The sequence below is a fragment of the Rubrobacter marinus genome (genome assembly GCF_011492965.1).
GTDB classification, from domain to species: domain Bacteria; phylum Actinomycetota; class Rubrobacteria; order Rubrobacterales; family Rubrobacteraceae; genus Rubrobacter_F; species Rubrobacter_F marinus.
On record NZ_CP045121.1, the window covers coordinates 3,440,564 to 3,456,616 of the forward strand.

The window sequence follows — 16,053 nt, forward strand, 5'->3', positions numbered from 1 at the left end:
TACCGGGGTGCGGACGGAATCGTCGTTCGAAGACCGCCTCTGGACGCGCCCTTTCGTCCAGATCTTGATCGCCAACTGCGTGGTCTTCACCTCCTACCAGCTGCTGATCCCGGTCCTGCCGCTCTACGTCTCGGAGGGCATAGGCGGGGACGAAGCGACGGTGGGGCTCGTGGTTGGCACGCTCACGTTCACGGCGGTGCTCGTGCGCCCGCTGCTCGGTTGGGCGATAGACCAGTACGGGCGCAAGACGCTCCTCCTCGCCTCCGTCCTGCTCTTCGCCGCCACGGGCCTAATCTACCCCCTCACCGCCTCGCTCGCAGCGCTCGTCGCCGTCCGAATAATCCAGGGGCTCGGGTGGAGCGGCGTGCCGCCCGCCACGAGCACGATGGCCGCCGACCTCGTCCCCCGGGAACGCCGCGGCGAGGGGATAGCCTACGTCTCCACCTCTCAGAGCGTCGCGATGGCGATCGGCCCGGCGATCGGGCTCTACCTCGCGGGCGCCTTCGGCTACACGGAAGCGTTCCTCTCGGCGACGGCGCTCTCCCTACTCGCCCTCGTGCTCGCGCTGTTTATACGGGACCGCTACGTCCCGCCGAAGGAGAAACGAGGGTTCGGGCTGCAAGACCTCGTCGAGCGCTCGGCCGTAACCCCTTCCGTCGTCACCGCGCTCCTGACCTTCGTCTTCGGCGGGCTCACCGCCTTTATCCCGCTCGCCGCCCTTGAGCGCAACCTCGGCAACCCGGCCGCCTTCTTCGTCACGTTCTCCGTCGTCCTGATAGTAGTGCGGCCCGTCACCGGACGCCTCAGCGACCGGCAGGCGCGCCGCGGGGTGCTGCTCTTCCCGGGGATCGGCCTCGTCGCCGCCTCGCTCTTCGTCCTCGCGTTCACCGAAGCCCAGTGGACGCTCCCCGTGACCGCCGTCCTCTGGGCCCTGGGTTTCGGCGTGGCCCAGCCCGTTCTCAGGGCGATGGTGCTGGACCTCGCGCCCCGCGAACACTGGGGCTCTGCCAACGCGACCCTGGGGAGCGCCTACGACCTCGGCATGGCCCTGGGCGCCGTGCTGCTGGGCGTCGTAGCAAGCCAGGTCGGCATCCCCGCGATGTTCGCCTATGCCTCGCTCGCGATGGCGCTGGCCTTCTTCGTGATCCTGTGGAGTGGGCTCTACCGCGCCTGAGGCAGGGCGTTACCCTTCTCCGGCACCGGGGTCTGGTGCGAGAGGTAGACCTCCTTCCTCTCCCTTGCGGACTCCAGGGCCGCAACGCATACCTCTATGTTCGCCCTCCCCCAGCGCCCGTCGTGCAGCGGCGCCTCGTCGTTCGCTACCGCCTCGTAGAGCTCCCCGATCAGGGCGTCCCGGCCGGTCACGTCCTTGGGGAGGATTACCTCTTCCTTCTCCTCGGGCCCGTAGACCAGCAGCCCATCCGGCGACTGCCTGATGTCGCCGCGCTCGCAGCTCACCACCGTCAGGCCGAAGAAGGGGTGGTGCGGCTCGGTCTTCGCGTAGTTTTTTGCGCGCTCCCCCCCGTAGCCTGCCGCGTCCTTCAGTGCTACCTCGGCATCTGAGCCGCCGGACTTCCGGATCAGCTTGCGCGAGCGGCCGTAAACGTCGCTCGTGACCAGCGGTCCGCCCTCGCCTATGCCGAAGGTGATCTCGGTGGTATGGAAGCGGTCGTAGCCGTTGTAGACGGCGGTAGCGGCGGTCCTGTCCTCGAATTCCAGAAAGACCGAATGGGCGCCTTCCGTCGGGCGATCGTCGTCCCACCTGCCGGTCATCGCCCGGACGCTCCTCACCATCCCGCCCCCGATGAGGCGGATGATGTCGAACTGGTGGGCGCCCTGGCGGTAGGTGACGCCACCACCCTGCCCCGTGTCGAGCTCGTCCGGGGTGCGTGGACGGTACATCCAGTCGTTGAAGTACCAGTTGTGGATCATACGCACCCGGCCGAGGGAGCCGCCCTCTACGATCTCCCGGATCTTGCGGATCGGGGGCTCGAAGCTCTGCGACGGGCCCACCACCATCTTCACGCCGTTGCGCTCGGCCGCCTCGATCATGGCCCCCGCCTCTTCCAGGGTGACGGCGATGGGCTTCTCGACGATGACGTGCTTACCGCGTTCGGCGGCGATGATCGCGTGCTCCCCGTGCAGCTGGGTAGGCGTGGCGACGTAGACCGCGTCGACGCTCTCGCTCTCGCAAAGCTCTTCTATACCCGGGTAGACCTCGACCGGGAAGTCCTCGGCGAACTTCCTGCCCCGCTCCTCGTTGCGGGTCGAGACCGCCGTGAGCCGAACGTTCGGGTGCTTCTGAAGCGCCGGCACCATCGAGCTTCCCGCTATCCCTAGGCCCACTATCCCGACCCTCAAGGCCGGCCTTCCGTTCCCCTCGCTCACCCCACAACCTCCGCTCATCCGATGATCCCCAGCGCCCCGCCGCCCAGATAGTCGAAAGCGTGCCTCCTCTACAAAAGGGGGCACGCTTTCGAAACGTTCTCTTCGAGCCGGATCTAGCTCATGGCTACCGACTTCGTCTCGTCCTTCTTCCCCTGGATGAGGTCCAGGATCTCCTGCAGGTTCGGGGCGTAGCGGGTATTCCACTCCCCGGCGGCCTTGAAGAGCGCGGCCCCCGAGCCGAAGATCTCCTTCTCCTGCGGCATCTGGATGTTTTGGGCCTCCTCCGTTGTGCGGAAGACGCACATCGGGTCCTCGCCGTTCTCCACCGCCTTCATCTGCTCGAAGAGCATCTGACGGTAGAGGATGATGCCGCGGTCCGTCGTACCGAGCCGCTCGATGGTGCGGTCCGTGATCTCGCCCTGGCTCACCCAGGCCATCATGTCCTGGCCGTCTATGTAGTCGACGACGAACTTGCCGTTCTCGTCCTTCAGCGGCACGTCGTAGTAGGAGATCGGGTAGTCCTCGGGGATCTCCACGCCCTCCGGGGCGACAAAGCACGAGTACCAGATGTGGTAAGTGTGCGTGTCGTCCATGGGAACCCGGATCTGGAAGGTCTGGATCGCCCCGTCGCCGACGCGCAGGACGTTCGGGAAGATTACCGGGTGACCGATCTTCCAGCCGTCGCTGTCCTCGGACTGGCCCTCGAGCAGACGGCGCTTGATGATGCCGTACTCGAACTTGTCGAACCCGAGCTTCAGGTGGTGCTTGCTGAAGTACCAGTCCTCGACGTCCCGGCCCTTCTCCTCGAAGACCTGCTCGAAGTACCTGCCGTGCAGCCACTCGAGATGCACGGGATCCAGCGAGTTCTCCATGATCTGCACCCAGTTGCACGGCACCACGCAGGCCCCAACCGTCCTTATGACGTCGTCACGCGTGAACAGGTCGAACTTAGGCAGCTCCGGCACAGGGTTGGGTCCGAGGTAGGCGAAGATCAGCCCGCCGAGCTCCCTCACCGGGTAGGCCTTAAGCTGGACCCGGTTCTTGAACCCCTTCTCCTGGGGCTCGTTGGGCTGCTCCAGGCACCGGCCTTCCTCGTTGAAGAGCCAGCCGTGGTACATGCAGCGTATGCCCTCGGGCTCGATGATGCCGTACTCCAGCGATGCCCTGCGGTGGGCGCAGTTCTCCTGCACGAGCCCGTAGTTACCAGTCTTGTCCTTATACAAGATCAGGTCCTCGCTCAGTATCCTGACCTTCTTGGTGTAGCGCCCCTCCATCTCGGAGACCGCCGAAATAGGCATCCAGTACCGGCGCAAGAGCTCCCCGCCCGGCGTGCCCGGTCCCACCTGAGTCAGACGCTCGTTCTTCTCTTTGCTGATCGGCATTCGTGCCACCCTCCTTCGTCGCGCTACGCTGGCCGTTCTTCGGTCGCAACCCGTCTACCCTGCGTTCCTTCGGCTCTCGACCTATCTCCGTACGCTTACCTTGAGCATTCTAAAGAGGTGTTTACACCACCGTCGACACCATCACAACTCGGCGTTCGGCTTTCTCGAACGTCGTGCTTGCTAGCTCTTATGGGGAGCCTTACCATCCCCTCGAAAGGGCAGAACGAACGTCGGTTGGAGGAGGTTACGGCCATGAAGGTATCCCATCTCGGGCACTCCGAGATCCAGGTTCCTGATCTGGAAGTATCGAAGAGATTCTTTAACGAGGTCCTGGGCCTAACGGTGAGCTACGAGGACGGAGATCGCGTCTACCTCCGCGCCTGGCAGGACTTCGAACACCACACCATGATCCTGACGAAGGGTCCGGAGCGCGGCGTGGGCCACCTCTCCTTCCGTGTCTCGGACCCCGGAGATCTCGAAGAGTTCGCGAACCACTTCGAAGGGACGGGCGTCGACCACCAGGTGGTCCCTGCCGGTACCGAGGAGGGCCAGGGCGAGGCCGTCCGCTTCACGACCCCCGGCGGCATCCCGATGGAGCTGTACTGGGAGATGGAGAGCTTCCAGACGAACGACCCCGAGATGGCATCGCCCTTCCCGAGCTTCCCGCAGAAGACGCCCCTGATGGGGGTCGTGCCGCGCCGCGTGGACCACGTCAACGTGATCGTCAACGACGTCGTCGCCGAGCAGGAGTGGCTCACGGAGAACCTCGGCATACTCCACCGCTACTACACGGAGAACGACGAGGGGGTGCGCACTGGCTCCTGGATGAGCGTCACCAACCAGTCCCACGACATCGCCCTGATGCACAACCAGAACCAGGACGGCGGCCTCCTCCACCACCCCGCCTACTTCCTCGACTCCCCCGACGACCTCTTGAGGGCGACGACGGTCATTCCCCAGTACGGCGGGAGGATCGAGTGGGGCCCCGGCATGCACGCCACGAGCGGCGCGAGGTTCCTCTACTTTATGGAGCCCGGCGGCAATCGTATAGAGATATGGACCGGCGGGATGATGATCTTCGCCCCTGACTGGAAGCCGATCCGCTGGGACCCAGAGGTCGCCAACATCGGGTTCAACCTCTGGGCGACCCTCCCCCGAAGACCTTCTTTACCTACGGCAGCCGCCCCAACGCCCTGCTGGGCAGCCGCTAGACGTACTCCCCTAAAGGCCCCTTCGCTCCGCGCCGTCGTCGTAACTCCCGACGACGGCGCCTTTCGCTGCTCCAGACGTTCGGCGATTACGAACCCATCGTCGCTGCACTCGCGCTCATCGTAGAAAATAGCCGGCAATATCAGAAACTCTCGGCGGAAGGGGAAGAAACGGGCGAGACGACCACCCGCGACGGGGAGAGGGTCGGCGAGACGGGTAGGCTCCTGACCGGGGAAGAGTACCTGGAGAGCCTGCGGGACGCCGGTTTCGTCCACATAAACGGCGAAAGGGTGGACGATGTCACCCGCCACCCCACCTTCCGCAACTCGGCTCGCTCGGTGGCGCGCCTCTACGACGCCCTCCACGATCCCGAGAAGAGAGACCGGCTTACCGGGGTGGACAGGTTCGGCAACCGCACCCACAAGTTCTTCATGCCGAGCTACACAGCCGGGGAGCTCCTTGAGGCGCGGAACGCAATGGCCGAGTGGTCGAAGCTTTCCTACGGGTTCATGGGACGCACGCCCTATTACGAGGCGGCGTTCATGGCGACCCTCGGTGCCGATCCCGGTTTCTACGGGCCGTTCACGGAGAGCGCGTCAACTGGTATCAGCGCTACGCCTCCAAGGCGATATTCCTCAACGACGTGCTCATCAACCCACCCGTCGACCGAAACAAGCCTGTCCACGAAGTCGCCGACGTGTTCCTGCACGTGGAGCGGGAGGCGGACGGCGGCATCATCGTCAGCGGGGCGAAGATGCTCGCGACCGGCTCGGCGCTGACGCACGCCACGTTCGTAGCCCAGACCAGCGCGGTCAGCCTGGAGAAGGGCAAGGCCGAAGACTTTGCGCTCGTCTTTATCGCGCCGATGGACACGCCGGGGACCAGGCTGATCTGCCGCACCTCCTACGAGGAGAAGGCGCACGCCCGTGCGACTACCCGCTCTCCAGCCGCTTCGACGAGAACGACGCGGTTTAGTCTTCGACGAGGCGTTCATCCCCTGGGAGAACGTGCTGGTTTATCGCGACGTGGACCGGGCCCGCGCCTTCTACGCCGCCTCCGGCTTCCTGAACCGCTACAACCTTCAATCCGGCACCCGCCTGGCGACGAAGCTAAGCTTCATGGCCGGGCTCCTCGCCAAGGGCATCGCGGCGAACGGGACCGGCGATTTCCGTAGCGTCCGGGTCTCGCTCGGGGGCGCAGTTGCCTGGCGCCAGCTGATCTGGGCTCTCACCATCGCGATGGCCCTCGACCCACAGCCGGGACCGGGAAGCACCGTGATCCCGAAGCTAGAGAACGCCGCAACGCTGCGCCTGTTCGCCACGCAGGTGGCCGAAGATAAAGGAGGTCTTCGAGACCCAACTCGGCAGCAGCCGCTCGTTACCCCGTCGGCCTTGAAGGACTTTCAGGACTCAGACCTCAGGCCGCCCATCGACAAGTACTACCGCGGCACGGGTGTCACGGCCGAAGAACGCATCAAGCTCGTCTGGGACGCCATCGGGACCGATTTCGGCGGACGCTACGAGCTCTACGAGCGAACTACTCAGGCAATCACGAGCAAATACGCCTCGACGTCGCGAACTTTGCAGAGATACGCGGCCTCATGCAGGAGTACACCGACCTGGCCGAAGAGTGCCTGAACGACTACGGCCTGAACAGGTGGACCTACCGCACCTGGAGCTTCGACGCGAACAACCCAGCGTAGCGCGATGCGCCTCTGCGGTGTGGTTTGTCGGAGACAAATTCGACCCCGGGCGAGAGCAATCGCCCGGGGCTTGGTAGGGCTGTCGGCGAACCTATAGGGCGCCTGCGAAGAAGTCGGCCAGGAGTTTGTTGAACGCGTCCTTGTACTCGATCATGGTCCAGTGGCTGCACTGCCCGAAGATGTGGACCTGGACCTGCGGCAGGTGCTGCAGCAGATATAGGCTCGTCTCCAACGGCACGATGCCGTCATCGCGCCCGTGGATAAGGAGCACCGGGTGGTCCATTCTCTCCAGAGCTTCGTCGGGCGGGGCAAGGGCGTCCACGTGGCGCTGGCGGGGCGCGGGGAACATCGCGGAGAAGCTGCGCCGCACCCCCGGGTTCATGGCCGCTTCTAGCCTCATGCGCGCGATGGCGTCCAGGTCGTCCCCAACCACCGAGGAATCGTAGGCGAACCAGCCGAGTATCCGCTTCATGCGCTCTTCGGTGGGATCGTCGTAGAACCCCCACACGGTATCAAGTTGCTCGGTTATGCGGTGCGGCGCCCCGGCCGTCCCCATGAGCACAGCCCGCTCGAAGCGCTCCGGGTGGCGGTCCAGCAGGTGCTCGGCGACGGCGCCCCCCATAGAGTTGCCAACCAGATGGACCTTCTCGAGCCCAAGCTCTTCGAGCAGCGCCACGCTCTGCGCCACCCACACGTCGATCCAGACCGATACGCTACCGGGAGGGTCCTCCGGGTGCTCGCTCTGGCCGAAGCCTATAAGGTCCGGGGCAATGCAATCGTAGGAATCGCCCAACACTGGCAGGGCAAACTGCCAGTTCGACCATGCCATCGCCCCGGGTCCCGAGCCGTGCAGGAAGAGGACTGCCTCCGCGTTCCCTTGCCCAATCCGGTTCAGGTAGGTCTTGTACGGGCCTGTCTGAATCGTGTTCTTTTCTACAGTCTTCATGTTCCTCCATCGTTCGGCCGGGATGTGCCGGCACGTGGCGATCTACGATGCACCGGAAGCTTTTGCGAGCGGGATAGGTCCGGGACAGTAGCTGTCCTTCTCGTCGCCGGTAGGGAAAGGCTTCCCGACATCCGGCAGGGACCTGCACGCTCCTCAACCCTGTCGCGGAGCAGCTCATCTATGAAGCGTGGTCAACTCCCTCGGCAAAGAACGCGCGTGCTTCGGTAGCGCAGCGGAGATACGCTGAGCCGCCTTGAGAATTCCCTCCGTGAACTCTTCCTCCCTCTCCTTAAAGCGGAAGGCCGGCACCGAGAAGCTGATCGCTGCGATGACGTTGCCCTCGCAGTCGCGGATCGGTGCGGCCACGCAACGCAGCCCGATCGATACCTCTTCTATATCGTAGCCGTAACCCCGCTCCCGGATCCTCTCGAGCTCGCGCTCCAGCTCGTCGAGGTCCGTGATGGTGTGGGGCGTGAGCTTCGGCATCCCCATGTGCCTGAGGTTCGCGGAGATGTTCTCCCACGGACTATAAGCCAGCAGCACCTTGCCCACCCCGCTGCAGTGTGCCGGGAGCCGCGCACCGGCCCACGAAACGAGTATCTTCACCGCCGGGGTCGGCTGCAGCTTCTCGACGTAGACTGCCTGCACCCCGTCCAGCACGGCAAGATGCATGATCTCCCTCCACTGCCCGACCATATCCTCCATCACCCGTCGGGCCTCGACACGGAACTCCGCGGTCTGCAAAAGCGTCTGGCTCAACTCGAAGATGCGCCACCCCAGACGATACCTGCCCTTACCGATGCGACACAACAACCTTCTGTTCGCCAGACTAGCCATAAGCTCGGACACCGAAGATTTCGGATAACCGAGGGTTCTGGCTGCCTCACCTACGCTCCACTCGGGGTTTTCGAGCGAGAATAGATCTAGGACCTGCGTAACCTTTGAAACAGTCTGTAGCATCTACCGGCCCCCACTTTCTGGCGAACGGTTTCTGAACCTTCCCCAATACCGCCGCTAACTATAGGCCGTTGGGGTATGCGCAACAAGTCTTGCGTTCGAATATGCCGAACGCAAGACTGCTTACAGGTGCGAACCTCTGGGTCGAAAGGAGCCCATGAAGCTCGTGGGGCCTGACCACAACGATGGGTCATCCTAGCTTATTACCATTGTTGTATTCTCCTCAGTCGACCGCCTCTCCGTGAAAACCGCTCGACCGTCTCGGCGTACCATCTTTTGGCACCGCCCCTAATCGGAGAACGAACGTAGAGACCTTAAGCACAAGCACATTCAGACAGAGCGGAGCCTCTATACACGCTCTGTAGGCTCGGAAAGCAGTACCAGACGCGGAACGCGCAGGAGAGTCTTGCTAACACGGACCATGAAGAGGCCAACGCTTCCGACTACAAAAACCGTCGCGACCAGAAGCATTCGTGCCCCAGGATGTGTTGGGTGGGTCGCGTCGTACGACGCACAATGACATTACTATCCATTAATCGCACCCGAAACAGAAATAGCGTAGTAAACAACAAACTACCAGGAAGTCTCCAAAGACATTACGAGTAGCTTCCACCCCAGGTCCCCGCCTCGATGATCGATAACGGAGAGGCTCGGCGCCTCGTGGATGCGGCGGCGCTCCCCGGGCAGCAGGGCGTCGGGGATGGGTCTTGCGCGGGACTCCGGGAGGGCGTTCCGGTGGCGCTCGCGTATCTCGACGAGGGCCTGCCTGCTCCTCGGGCGTTCCGAACCGGACCCGGCTCGATCCGGGCCGCGCACCATGGACCCGTACCGGCCCTCGTCCAGCTTCCCGTCCAGGTCGTCGAGGTCGGGGAGCTTTTCGAGCCACCCCCGCTCCTCCTCTTCGGGGTTGCGGCTCGACGCCGCTCGTTTCGTCCGGCATCTCGTCCGGGCCCGCGCGTGGCCGTTTCGGGTCCTTCGGGACCTCGGAGACGGAGTCCTTTGCGTTGGAGCCGAAGACCGACGCTTACGACGACCGAGGCGGCCGATGGCACCGGCGCCATCGACCACCCTGCTACGTCCCTCAGAGGTTGCTTCTATTCCTTCACGCGTCGCCAGGCCGAGGCCGGCGCGGGTGCGTACGAAGGGACCCGTCGCTCCGCCGAACGGGAGCGATCTCTCCACCCGTGGCGCGGCACCAGGCTGGCGTTCTATCCCGGCGCCGATCGAGGTCGTCCGGGCGGGGCGAGCTCCTCGTCTATGCGCCCTTCTGAACGGTCTGGGCGTGTTTGAGTTGCAGTATCTCCCGCGCCTCCGACGGCGTGGCTACCGGGCGGCCCAGCGTCAGGGACATCTCGGCGACCATCCTCACCAGGTCGCTGTTTCGCGGCTTCCCGAAACGGGAGTAAGGGTAGTCGCCGAGGCCGATGCTCACGTGCCCGCCCAGCATGATCGCCCACGCGGCGAGCGGCAGGGCGTCCCCGTTGCGGCAATGCACGGTCCAGGGGTCTCCGGCCGGGATCGCCTCCAGGTAGGTCTGGAGGTTGGCGAGGGTCGGCGGCGGGCCACCCGGCACCTCGTCTCCCGTGAACCCGAGGCACCAGAAGGTCGATCGGTCGAGGAGCTCCATCTGCTGGAAGCTGCGCGCCGTGCGCACCGCGCCCGCGCCCCAGACCACCGAGTACACGAAGACGTCGGTCTCCTGGAGCACGCAGAGCAGCTCCCTCAGGTAGCCCACCCTGTTGACGATAATCTGGTCGTCCGTCAGGAAGCGCTCTTCCCCCCCCTCCCAGACGTCCGCCCCGAAGGCACCGAAGTCTACCGGCGCCATGTCGACCCGCGTCTTCGGGTCTTCGTTGAGCTCCTGTATGTGGCGTACGCGGCCCCGCGCGTCGCCCTGGGTGCTGATAAAGCCGAGGGTCGGATGCAGGAGAAGGTCCGTCCCTTCTCGAACCCCCTCGATGACCTCGCGGTACAACGCGGTATCGTTCGCTCTCTCGGTACCGTCGTCGTCGCGGGCGTGCCAGTGCAGGACCGAGGCGCCCGCCTCCCTGGCGAGGATGCCCTCCTCGATCACTTCCTGCGGCCCGTAGGGCAGCGCCGGGTTGTCCCCCCGCTCCGCCGACTCGTTGCACCGAACCTCGATGATGAGGGGTGTCTCGTCGTTCACAGCCTACCTCCTCCTCGCGAAAGGCCCTCAGGCTAGTCCGCTCGCCGTTATCTTGCCCACGCTCTCCTTGATGCTCTGAGGCTCGAAGACCTTCTTCCAGTCGGGCTGGAAGATGTCCTTCTTGGCCTCCTCGACGGCCATCTGCGCGCCGGCGGAGAGCTCCCAATCGAGCTCGTCGAAGAGTATGGCAAGCTCGACGTTGATGTGGCCCAGTACGAAGTCGCGGGCCGCCTCGAACGGTACCCCACGTTCGGCCGCCTCGTCCACCGCCTCGCGTATGATGGTCAGGCAGGTCGCCGTCACCGTCTCCGAGAGCACGGGCTCGAGGATCGCCATCTGCTCGACCGTGACGCGGTGGGAGCGCAGCACGGGGCCCCACAGCTTGCGGGCGATCTCCTCGCCCCTGGCGTAATCCTCCTCGGGCCCGCTCATGAGCGCGTTGACTATCGCCTGCTTGGCCTTGCCGCTGCCGAAGTAGTCCCGGCGGGCCTCGGGGTCCGTCTCGTCGTTGTAGATCGGCGGGTGGGCGGGGTGGGTCACGAAGTAGGAGATGTCCTCCCGCTCCGGCAGCTCCCCGCCGTAGGCGGCGGCCGGATCCAGGGTGACGACCATCGTCCCGGCCTTCAGCGAGGGCACGATCTCCCTGGCCAGCGGGCCGACGACGGTGTCGGGGACGGCGAAGATGACCACGTCGGCCTCCCCGACGGCCTCCTCTTGGCTCGTGGGCTCGATCCCCCTCTCGCGCAGCCGGGCCTGCCCGGCATCGCCCGATTCCACGTAGAGCATCCGGTAACCGGGGTCGTCCTCGAGGGCGTTCGTTACGCGGGTCCCCATGCTACCGGCAGCGCCGAAAACGGCTACGTTCATCATCTACCTCCTCCGACGGTGTCTTTGGTCGTGCCTCGTAGCACGTCCACGAAAAAGTCCTTGCGGCCCATCTGTCCGCCCTTGAAGACGATCTCCACCCCCTCCAGGGTCCCACCTTTCGAGTGGATCCGGCACAAGGGAGCGCCGGGGCGGCGGGGGCGATCATCTCGACGGCCTGGATGTCCAGCCCGCTCGCGATGTAGCTCGAGGTGTCGCCGCCCGCCACCGCCACGCGCCGGACGTCCGACCGACCGAGGACGGCCTGCAAGATGCCCCCCGTCGCCTCCGCCAGTATTCTCCCGCCCTTCAGCTTCGCGGCGAGCCCCTCGTAGCCCAAAGACTCCAGGCGTTTGGCGGTGGCTTCGCGCCTCGGGTCGTCCGGCCCCCGACAGGTGTGCGCGATCACGCTGTTGCCCCGCTGAAGCTCGTCGAGCATCTTCTCCACGGCGGCCTCGCTCTCGCCCCGGGCCTCCTCCGGGTCTACCAGGCGGGCGGGATCCAGGGGCACGTCCACGAACCCGTGCTCGATGGCGCGGCCGATCTGCCCGTCCGTAACCGGCGAACAGCTCCCGGAGACGGCCAGAACCTGCTCGACCGCCCCCGCGTCCTCGAACTCCTGCGGCTCCGCAAGCTCCCCGGTAGCCCTCCAGTGCGCGGTCAGCGCGTACTCCACCCCCGACGACCCGACCACGAACAGCGGCGTCTCTCGACTCGCCCCGTTCCACATAAGCTCCCCGAGGGTGGAGAGCTGCTCGTCGTAGAGAACGTCGAAGAGCACGATCTCCGGTCCGCCCTCGAGCATGGCTCGGAGGCGCTCTTCCGTATCCGCGCCGTCGCCTTCGAGCTGCAGGATGTCGAAGAGCTCGATCTCCTTGGCCGTCTGCTCGGAGAGGTGCAGCCGCAGATCGCTCTCCAGCATGGGGGTAACGGGATGGTTGCGCATCGGGCCGAGCTGATCCAGGCGGTAGATCTTGCCGTCGACCCCCGAACGGGCGTAGTGGTTGCCGAACACGGTGTACCGTCCCAGCCGGGGCGCCCCTACGACGAGGGGCACGAAGGGCGAAGCGAAGATCTCCTGCCCCAGGTCGGTCGCCCGGCCGATGCTGCCTATCTCCGGGGACGAATCGAAGGTGGAGCAGACCTTGTAGTGGAAGAGCGGGGCCCCCAGGTCTTTGAGCCTGGAGAAGGCCTCCGGCAGGGTCCTGTCCATGTCTTCGGGCGGCATCGCCCGGCTGTCGCCCGCGACCCCGACCGCGCCCACGCCCTCGAAACCGGCGAGCACCTCGGGGGTGGGGGGCTTCAGAAAGAGTATCGTTCGTATCCCCGCTCGGGCGAGGGACTCCATGGCGTCGGTAGAGCCGGTGAAGTCGTCGCCGTAGAAGGTCAGGAGTAGCCCGTCCGAAGAAACCATTTATTGCCCCCTATCCGCGGTGCGGCGAAGTTTTCCGAACTTCTCGAGGCTCTGCATGAGCTCCCGGTGGTCCTCGGCGTATTCCTGGAGAGGGATGCCCTTCACCGCAGCCTCCCAGGCCTGGCGAATCGCCGTGACCCCGGCCCCCGGTCCCCCGGGGTGCGCCACGATCCCCGCGCCGGCCAGGTAGATGTAGTCGGTGCTCCCGGTGAGCTTGTAGGTGTCCGGGGCCTGCCCGCCCCATTGGCCCGAGGAGAGCACGGGCATCGCCCGGTCGCTCTCCGCGAACATGGGCCTCAGGCACGCCTCGATAGACCTCACGACGGACTCGTCGGGCTCCCAGAACTTGCTCTGCAAGGCGTTGACGTGCAGGTGGTCCGCGCCCGCCAGGCGCCACAGCTTCCCGTAGGCGGAGAACTCCATCCCCAGGTACGGGTAGCGGTTGAGCACCCCCCACCCGTTGCGGTGGCCGTGGATCGGCAGCTCCGCGTGGCGCCTGAGGTGCGAGACCCCGACGAGCCCGACGCTGTTGAGGCTGACCATCACGCACGTCCCCCGGCATTCAGCACCGTCTCGTGGTGCCGCAGCATCGCGTCGAGATCGTCCGTGATGTTGAAGGCGTACATGACCTTCTTGCCGGTCCTCTGGGCCACCTCGTTGATGACCCCATCACCGCCTCTACCCGCTCCTCCAGCGGAGAGTGCGGCGGGTTGGCCATGAGCTCGTCGTCCTTGATAAAGTCGATCCCGCCTTCGGCGAGGTCGCGCACCAGCTCGGCGGTTCCTTGCGGGCTCAGCCCCACGCTCGGTTTTATGATCGTGCCGATCACGGGACCGTCGTAGACACCGGTGAGCTCCCGGGTTCCCCCTATGCCGAACCTCGGGCCGGGATGGGCGTCCGCGAAGCCCTCCGGCAGCTCGATGTCCAGGAGCCTGAGCCCCGAGAGCTCCCTGAGCTCCGAGAGGTTGCCCGAGACCGTGGTCAGCAGCGTGGGAAGGTTCGTGCCCATGTTCTCCAAGGACCACGACACCGTCACCTCGGCCCGCGTGTACCGTCCGGCGTCGTCGGCAGGAAGCGCGCCCGGCAGGCTCGGGGCGCCGACGTTTTCGAGCTCCTCGATCTTCTCCACCCGGGCGAGGAACCTCTCCTTCAGGTCCTCCGTCTCCCCGGGTACCTGCGTGAAGGTGCCGGAGGACTGCTCGCCGGCCAGAGACGCGGCGGCGTCCTCCACCCGGCGGGGGGTCTCGATCAGGTACTTCGCTAGGACGCGGTCGGCGGACACGACCCTCCCCCCTCCCGATCCCGGCTCGTCGCGGCGCTCAAGAGGTCTTGACCCCGTATACGGAGGCGATGGCCTCCTGCAGCGGCAATCCTTCGCGAAAGCCCGCGGCCCTGGCGGTCTCGTTGAGGTGCGAGACGACGCCGTTCTCCCAGTGGTCCCGGGCGTCCCCGATCTTCGCCGAGTCGTTGTCCACGGTGCCGGCCGCGACACCCAGCCCCTCCAGCATCTCCAGCGCGGCGATGCCGGCGTTCTCCTTGCCGACGCCGGCGTCGTTAAAAAAGACCGCGCCGAGCCGGTGCTCCGAGGCGAACCCGCCGGAGCTCACGCCCCCGTGCGAGGCGGACACCACGATCTGGTCCGTGTCCCCCTCCTCCACGTGGGTGATGGAATCCATCAGTATCACCTTGCGTCCGTCGACCTCCGCTACCACTTCCCTGGCCACGAGAGCCCTCCTTCTACTAAGAATTCGATGGAACGATCAACACCGCCACGCCCCGGCCTCTCAAGACCGCTCGCGCCCCCCGTCCAGCTCGATCATGACCTTGATGTGGTTCAGGCCCCCTCGATCCGGCCGAAGAGGTCCGGCGCCTCTTCGAGGCCGATGCGCTCGGTTATGAAGGGCTCGAGGTCTATCTCGCCGTCGTTGACGAGCTTCGCGACGTCCCCGAAGTCGCCGGAGGTGTACGTGAGACACCCCTGCGCCGTGATCTCGCGCGTGACCAGCAGGTTGGCGTCGAACGGGATCTCCCCCGGGTACAGGGCGATCGCCACCACTACCCCCCGCGGCTTGCACAGCTTCACCGCCTCGGTCATGCTGCCGCGCGACCCGGACGTGACCACCACGGCGTCGAACCCCGCCCCGTCCGTCAGGTCCAGCCCCTTCTCCACGGTATCCGCCTCTGCGGCGTTCACGGGCGTACACGGCCCCAACGAGGAGACGAAGTCCAGGTTGTAGTCCTTGACGTCCGTGACCATAAGTTCGGAGACCCCCGCCCACCCGCAGAGGCGGGCCACCAGGCTTCCGATGGCGCCGGCCCCGAGCACCGCCACCCTGCTCTCGGCGCCGATCCCACCCGTGCGAAAGGCCCGATAGGCCACGGCGAGGGGCTCGAGCATCGCCCCTTCCTCGTAGCTCACCCCGTCGGCCAGCTTGTGGAGCACCCCCTCGGGCGCCGCGATGCGCTCGCTGAACGTGCCGGCCCAGCCGACCCCGGGCACCCGTTTGTTTCTGCACAGGTTGACGAAGCCCCGCGCGCAGAACTCGCACTCGCCGCAGTAGATGTGCGGCTCGACCGCGACCCGGTCGCCGACCTTCAGCCCCTCGACGGCGTCGCCTACCCTTATGATCTCACCGGCGACCTCGTGTCCCAGGGTCACGGGCGGCTTGCGGAAAGGGTGGTGTCCGAGGTAGGTGTGGACGTCCGACCCGCACACCCCGCTGGCTTGCACCTCGATCAGGGCCTCGTGCTCCCCGCACTCGGGCTCGTCCACGTCCTTGATGACGAGGCGTTTCGGTGCTTCGAGGACGGCCGCTTTCAAGAATGAACCTCCTTAGATCTGTCAGATAGCTCCTACGATCCCCCGCCGACCTCGATTCGGTCGAGGCGGCGCGTGCGGGGGACGAGACGCCCACCCGGCATGCCGGGACCCGCGCCCGGAGCTTCGGAAGCTCCGGGCGCGGTATCCGGGCGGTTACGGCGCGGGGCGCGCGGCGTCTCCTCGCCCGCCGCTCCGGCGCCGTC

General features: G+C 65.7%; 13 protein-coding genes and 2 pseudogenes. 4 read left to right on the forward strand and 11 right to left on the reverse strand.

What is annotated here, in order from left to right; translation table 11 throughout:
• Positions 1-7 precede the first annotated feature (7 nt).
• Positions 8-1,174, forward strand: a complete 1,167-nt coding sequence (locus GBA65_RS17770; RefSeq protein ID WP_166397698.1) for an MFS transporter — start codon at positions 8-10, stop codon at positions 1,172-1,174.
• Here the strand turns inward: GBA65_RS17770 and GBA65_RS17775 are convergent.
• Positions 1,162-2,388: a Gfo/Idh/MocA family oxidoreductase gene (locus GBA65_RS17775; RefSeq protein ID WP_207955884.1), complete on the reverse strand. Its 1,227-nt coding sequence runs from the start codon at positions 2,386-2,388 to the stop codon at positions 1,162-1,164. The genes GBA65_RS17770 and GBA65_RS17775 overlap by 13 nt on opposite strands.
• 113 nt (positions 2,389-2,501) lie before the next feature.
• Positions 2,502-3,770 (reverse strand): aromatic ring-hydroxylating dioxygenase subunit alpha, encoded by a 1,269-nt coding sequence (locus GBA65_RS17780; protein ID WP_166397700.1) that lies wholly within the window; start codon positions 3,768-3,770, stop codon positions 2,502-2,504.
• A gap of 252 nt (positions 3,771-4,022) precedes the next feature.
• Between GBA65_RS17780 and GBA65_RS17785 the strand changes: the two genes are divergently transcribed.
• The 3 genes and pseudogenes from GBA65_RS17785 (at position 4,023) to GBA65_RS23520 (ending at position 6,616) form a co-directional block, all read left to right on the forward strand.
• Positions 4,023-5,105, forward strand: a complete 1,083-nt coding sequence (locus tag GBA65_RS17785) for a VOC family protein (RefSeq protein WP_166397701.1) — start codon at positions 4,023-4,025, stop codon at positions 5,103-5,105.
• A gap of 149 nt (positions 5,106-5,254) precedes the next feature.
• Positions 5,255-5,850 (forward strand): annotated as a pseudogene (locus GBA65_RS26755) (4-hydroxyphenylacetate 3-hydroxylase N-terminal domain-containing protein); the annotation flags it as partial.
• A gap of 136 nt (positions 5,851-5,986) precedes the next feature.
• On the forward strand, positions 5,987-6,616 hold the full coding sequence (locus tag GBA65_RS23520; protein WP_228281455.1) for a 4-hydroxyphenylacetate 3-hydroxylase C-terminal domain-containing protein: 630 nt from the start codon (positions 5,987-5,989) through the stop codon (positions 6,614-6,616).
• Positions 6,617-6,772: 156 nt separating this feature from the next.
• Here GBA65_RS23520 and GBA65_RS17795 read toward each other — a convergent pair whose 3' ends face one another.
• From GBA65_RS17795 to GBA65_RS17835, 9 genes and pseudogenes are all read right to left on the reverse strand, one after another.
• Positions 6,773-7,627, reverse strand: coding sequence for an alpha/beta fold hydrolase (locus GBA65_RS17795; RefSeq protein ID WP_166397702.1), 855 nt, complete (start codon positions 7,625-7,627; stop codon positions 6,773-6,775).
• 174 nt (positions 7,628-7,801) lie between these two features.
• Positions 7,802-8,587: an IclR family transcriptional regulator gene (locus tag GBA65_RS17800; RefSeq protein ID WP_166397703.1), complete on the reverse strand. Its 786-nt coding sequence runs from the start codon at positions 8,585-8,587 to the stop codon at positions 7,802-7,804.
• Positions 8,588-9,157: 570 nt separating this feature from the next.
• The gene (locus tag GBA65_RS17805; RefSeq protein WP_166397704.1) at positions 9,158-9,403 is read right to left on the reverse strand and encodes a hypothetical protein; all 246 of its coding nucleotides are present in this window, start codon (positions 9,401-9,403) and stop codon (positions 9,158-9,160) included.
• Positions 9,404-9,839: 436 nt separating this feature from the next.
• The gene (locus tag GBA65_RS17810) at positions 9,840-10,751 is read right to left on the reverse strand and encodes a BKACE family enzyme (RefSeq protein WP_166397705.1); all 912 of its coding nucleotides are present in this window, start codon (positions 10,749-10,751) and stop codon (positions 9,840-9,842) included.
• Positions 10,752-10,778: 27 nt separating this feature from the next.
• Positions 10,779-11,621, reverse strand: a complete 843-nt coding sequence (locus GBA65_RS17815) for a phosphogluconate dehydrogenase C-terminal domain-containing protein (RefSeq protein ID WP_166397706.1) — start codon at positions 11,619-11,621, stop codon at positions 10,779-10,781.
• Positions 11,587-13,029, reverse strand: a complete 1,443-nt coding sequence (locus GBA65_RS17820; RefSeq protein ID WP_166397707.1) for a four-carbon acid sugar kinase family protein — start codon at positions 13,027-13,029, stop codon at positions 11,587-11,589. Before GBA65_RS17820 ends, GBA65_RS17815 begins: the two co-directional genes overlap by 35 nt.
• A pseudogene (locus GBA65_RS26760) lies at positions 13,030-14,311 on the reverse strand (ribulose-bisphosphate carboxylase large subunit family protein). It lies immediately after the preceding gene.
• Positions 14,312-14,348: 37 nt separating this feature from the next.
• Positions 14,349-14,753: a hypothetical protein gene (locus GBA65_RS17830; protein ID WP_207955888.1), complete on the reverse strand. Its 405-nt coding sequence runs from the start codon at positions 14,751-14,753 to the stop codon at positions 14,349-14,351.
• A gap of 110 nt (positions 14,754-14,863) precedes the next feature.
• A complete protein-coding gene (locus GBA65_RS17835; RefSeq protein ID WP_166397708.1) occupies positions 14,864-15,850 on the reverse strand; it encodes a zinc-dependent alcohol dehydrogenase in 987 nt (328 codons plus the stop codon).
• Positions 15,851-16,053: the final 203 nt, after the last annotated feature.

What these genes read in the sequence shown, in the direction of transcription:
- GBA65_RS17780 (WP_166397700.1), bottom strand. Translation starts at nt 3,770, where the DNA reads ATGCCGATCAGCAAAGAGAAGAACGAGCGTCTGACTCAGGTGGGACCG.
- GBA65_RS17785 (WP_166397701.1), top strand. Translation starts at nt 4,023, where the DNA reads ATGAAGGTATCCCATCTCGGGCACTCCGAGATCCAGGTTCCTGATCTG.
- GBA65_RS17795 (WP_166397702.1), bottom strand. Translation starts at nt 7,627, where the DNA reads ATGAAGACTGTAGAAAAGAACACGATTCAGACAGGCCCGTACAAGACC.
- GBA65_RS17800 (WP_166397703.1), bottom strand. Translation starts at nt 8,587, where the DNA reads ATGCTACAGACTGTTTCAAAGGTTACGCAGGTCCTAGATCTATTCTCG.
- GBA65_RS17805 (WP_166397704.1), bottom strand. Translation starts at nt 9,403, where the DNA reads ATGGTGCGCGGCCCGGATCGAGCCGGGTCCGGTTCGGAACGCCCGAGG.
- GBA65_RS17815 (WP_166397706.1), bottom strand. Translation starts at nt 11,621, where the DNA reads ATGATGAACGTAGCCGTTTTCGGCGCTGCCGGTAGCATGGGGACCCGC.
- GBA65_RS17820 (WP_166397707.1), bottom strand. Translation starts at nt 13,029, where the DNA reads ATGGTTTCTTCGGACGGGCTACTCCTGACCTTCTACGGCGACGACTTC.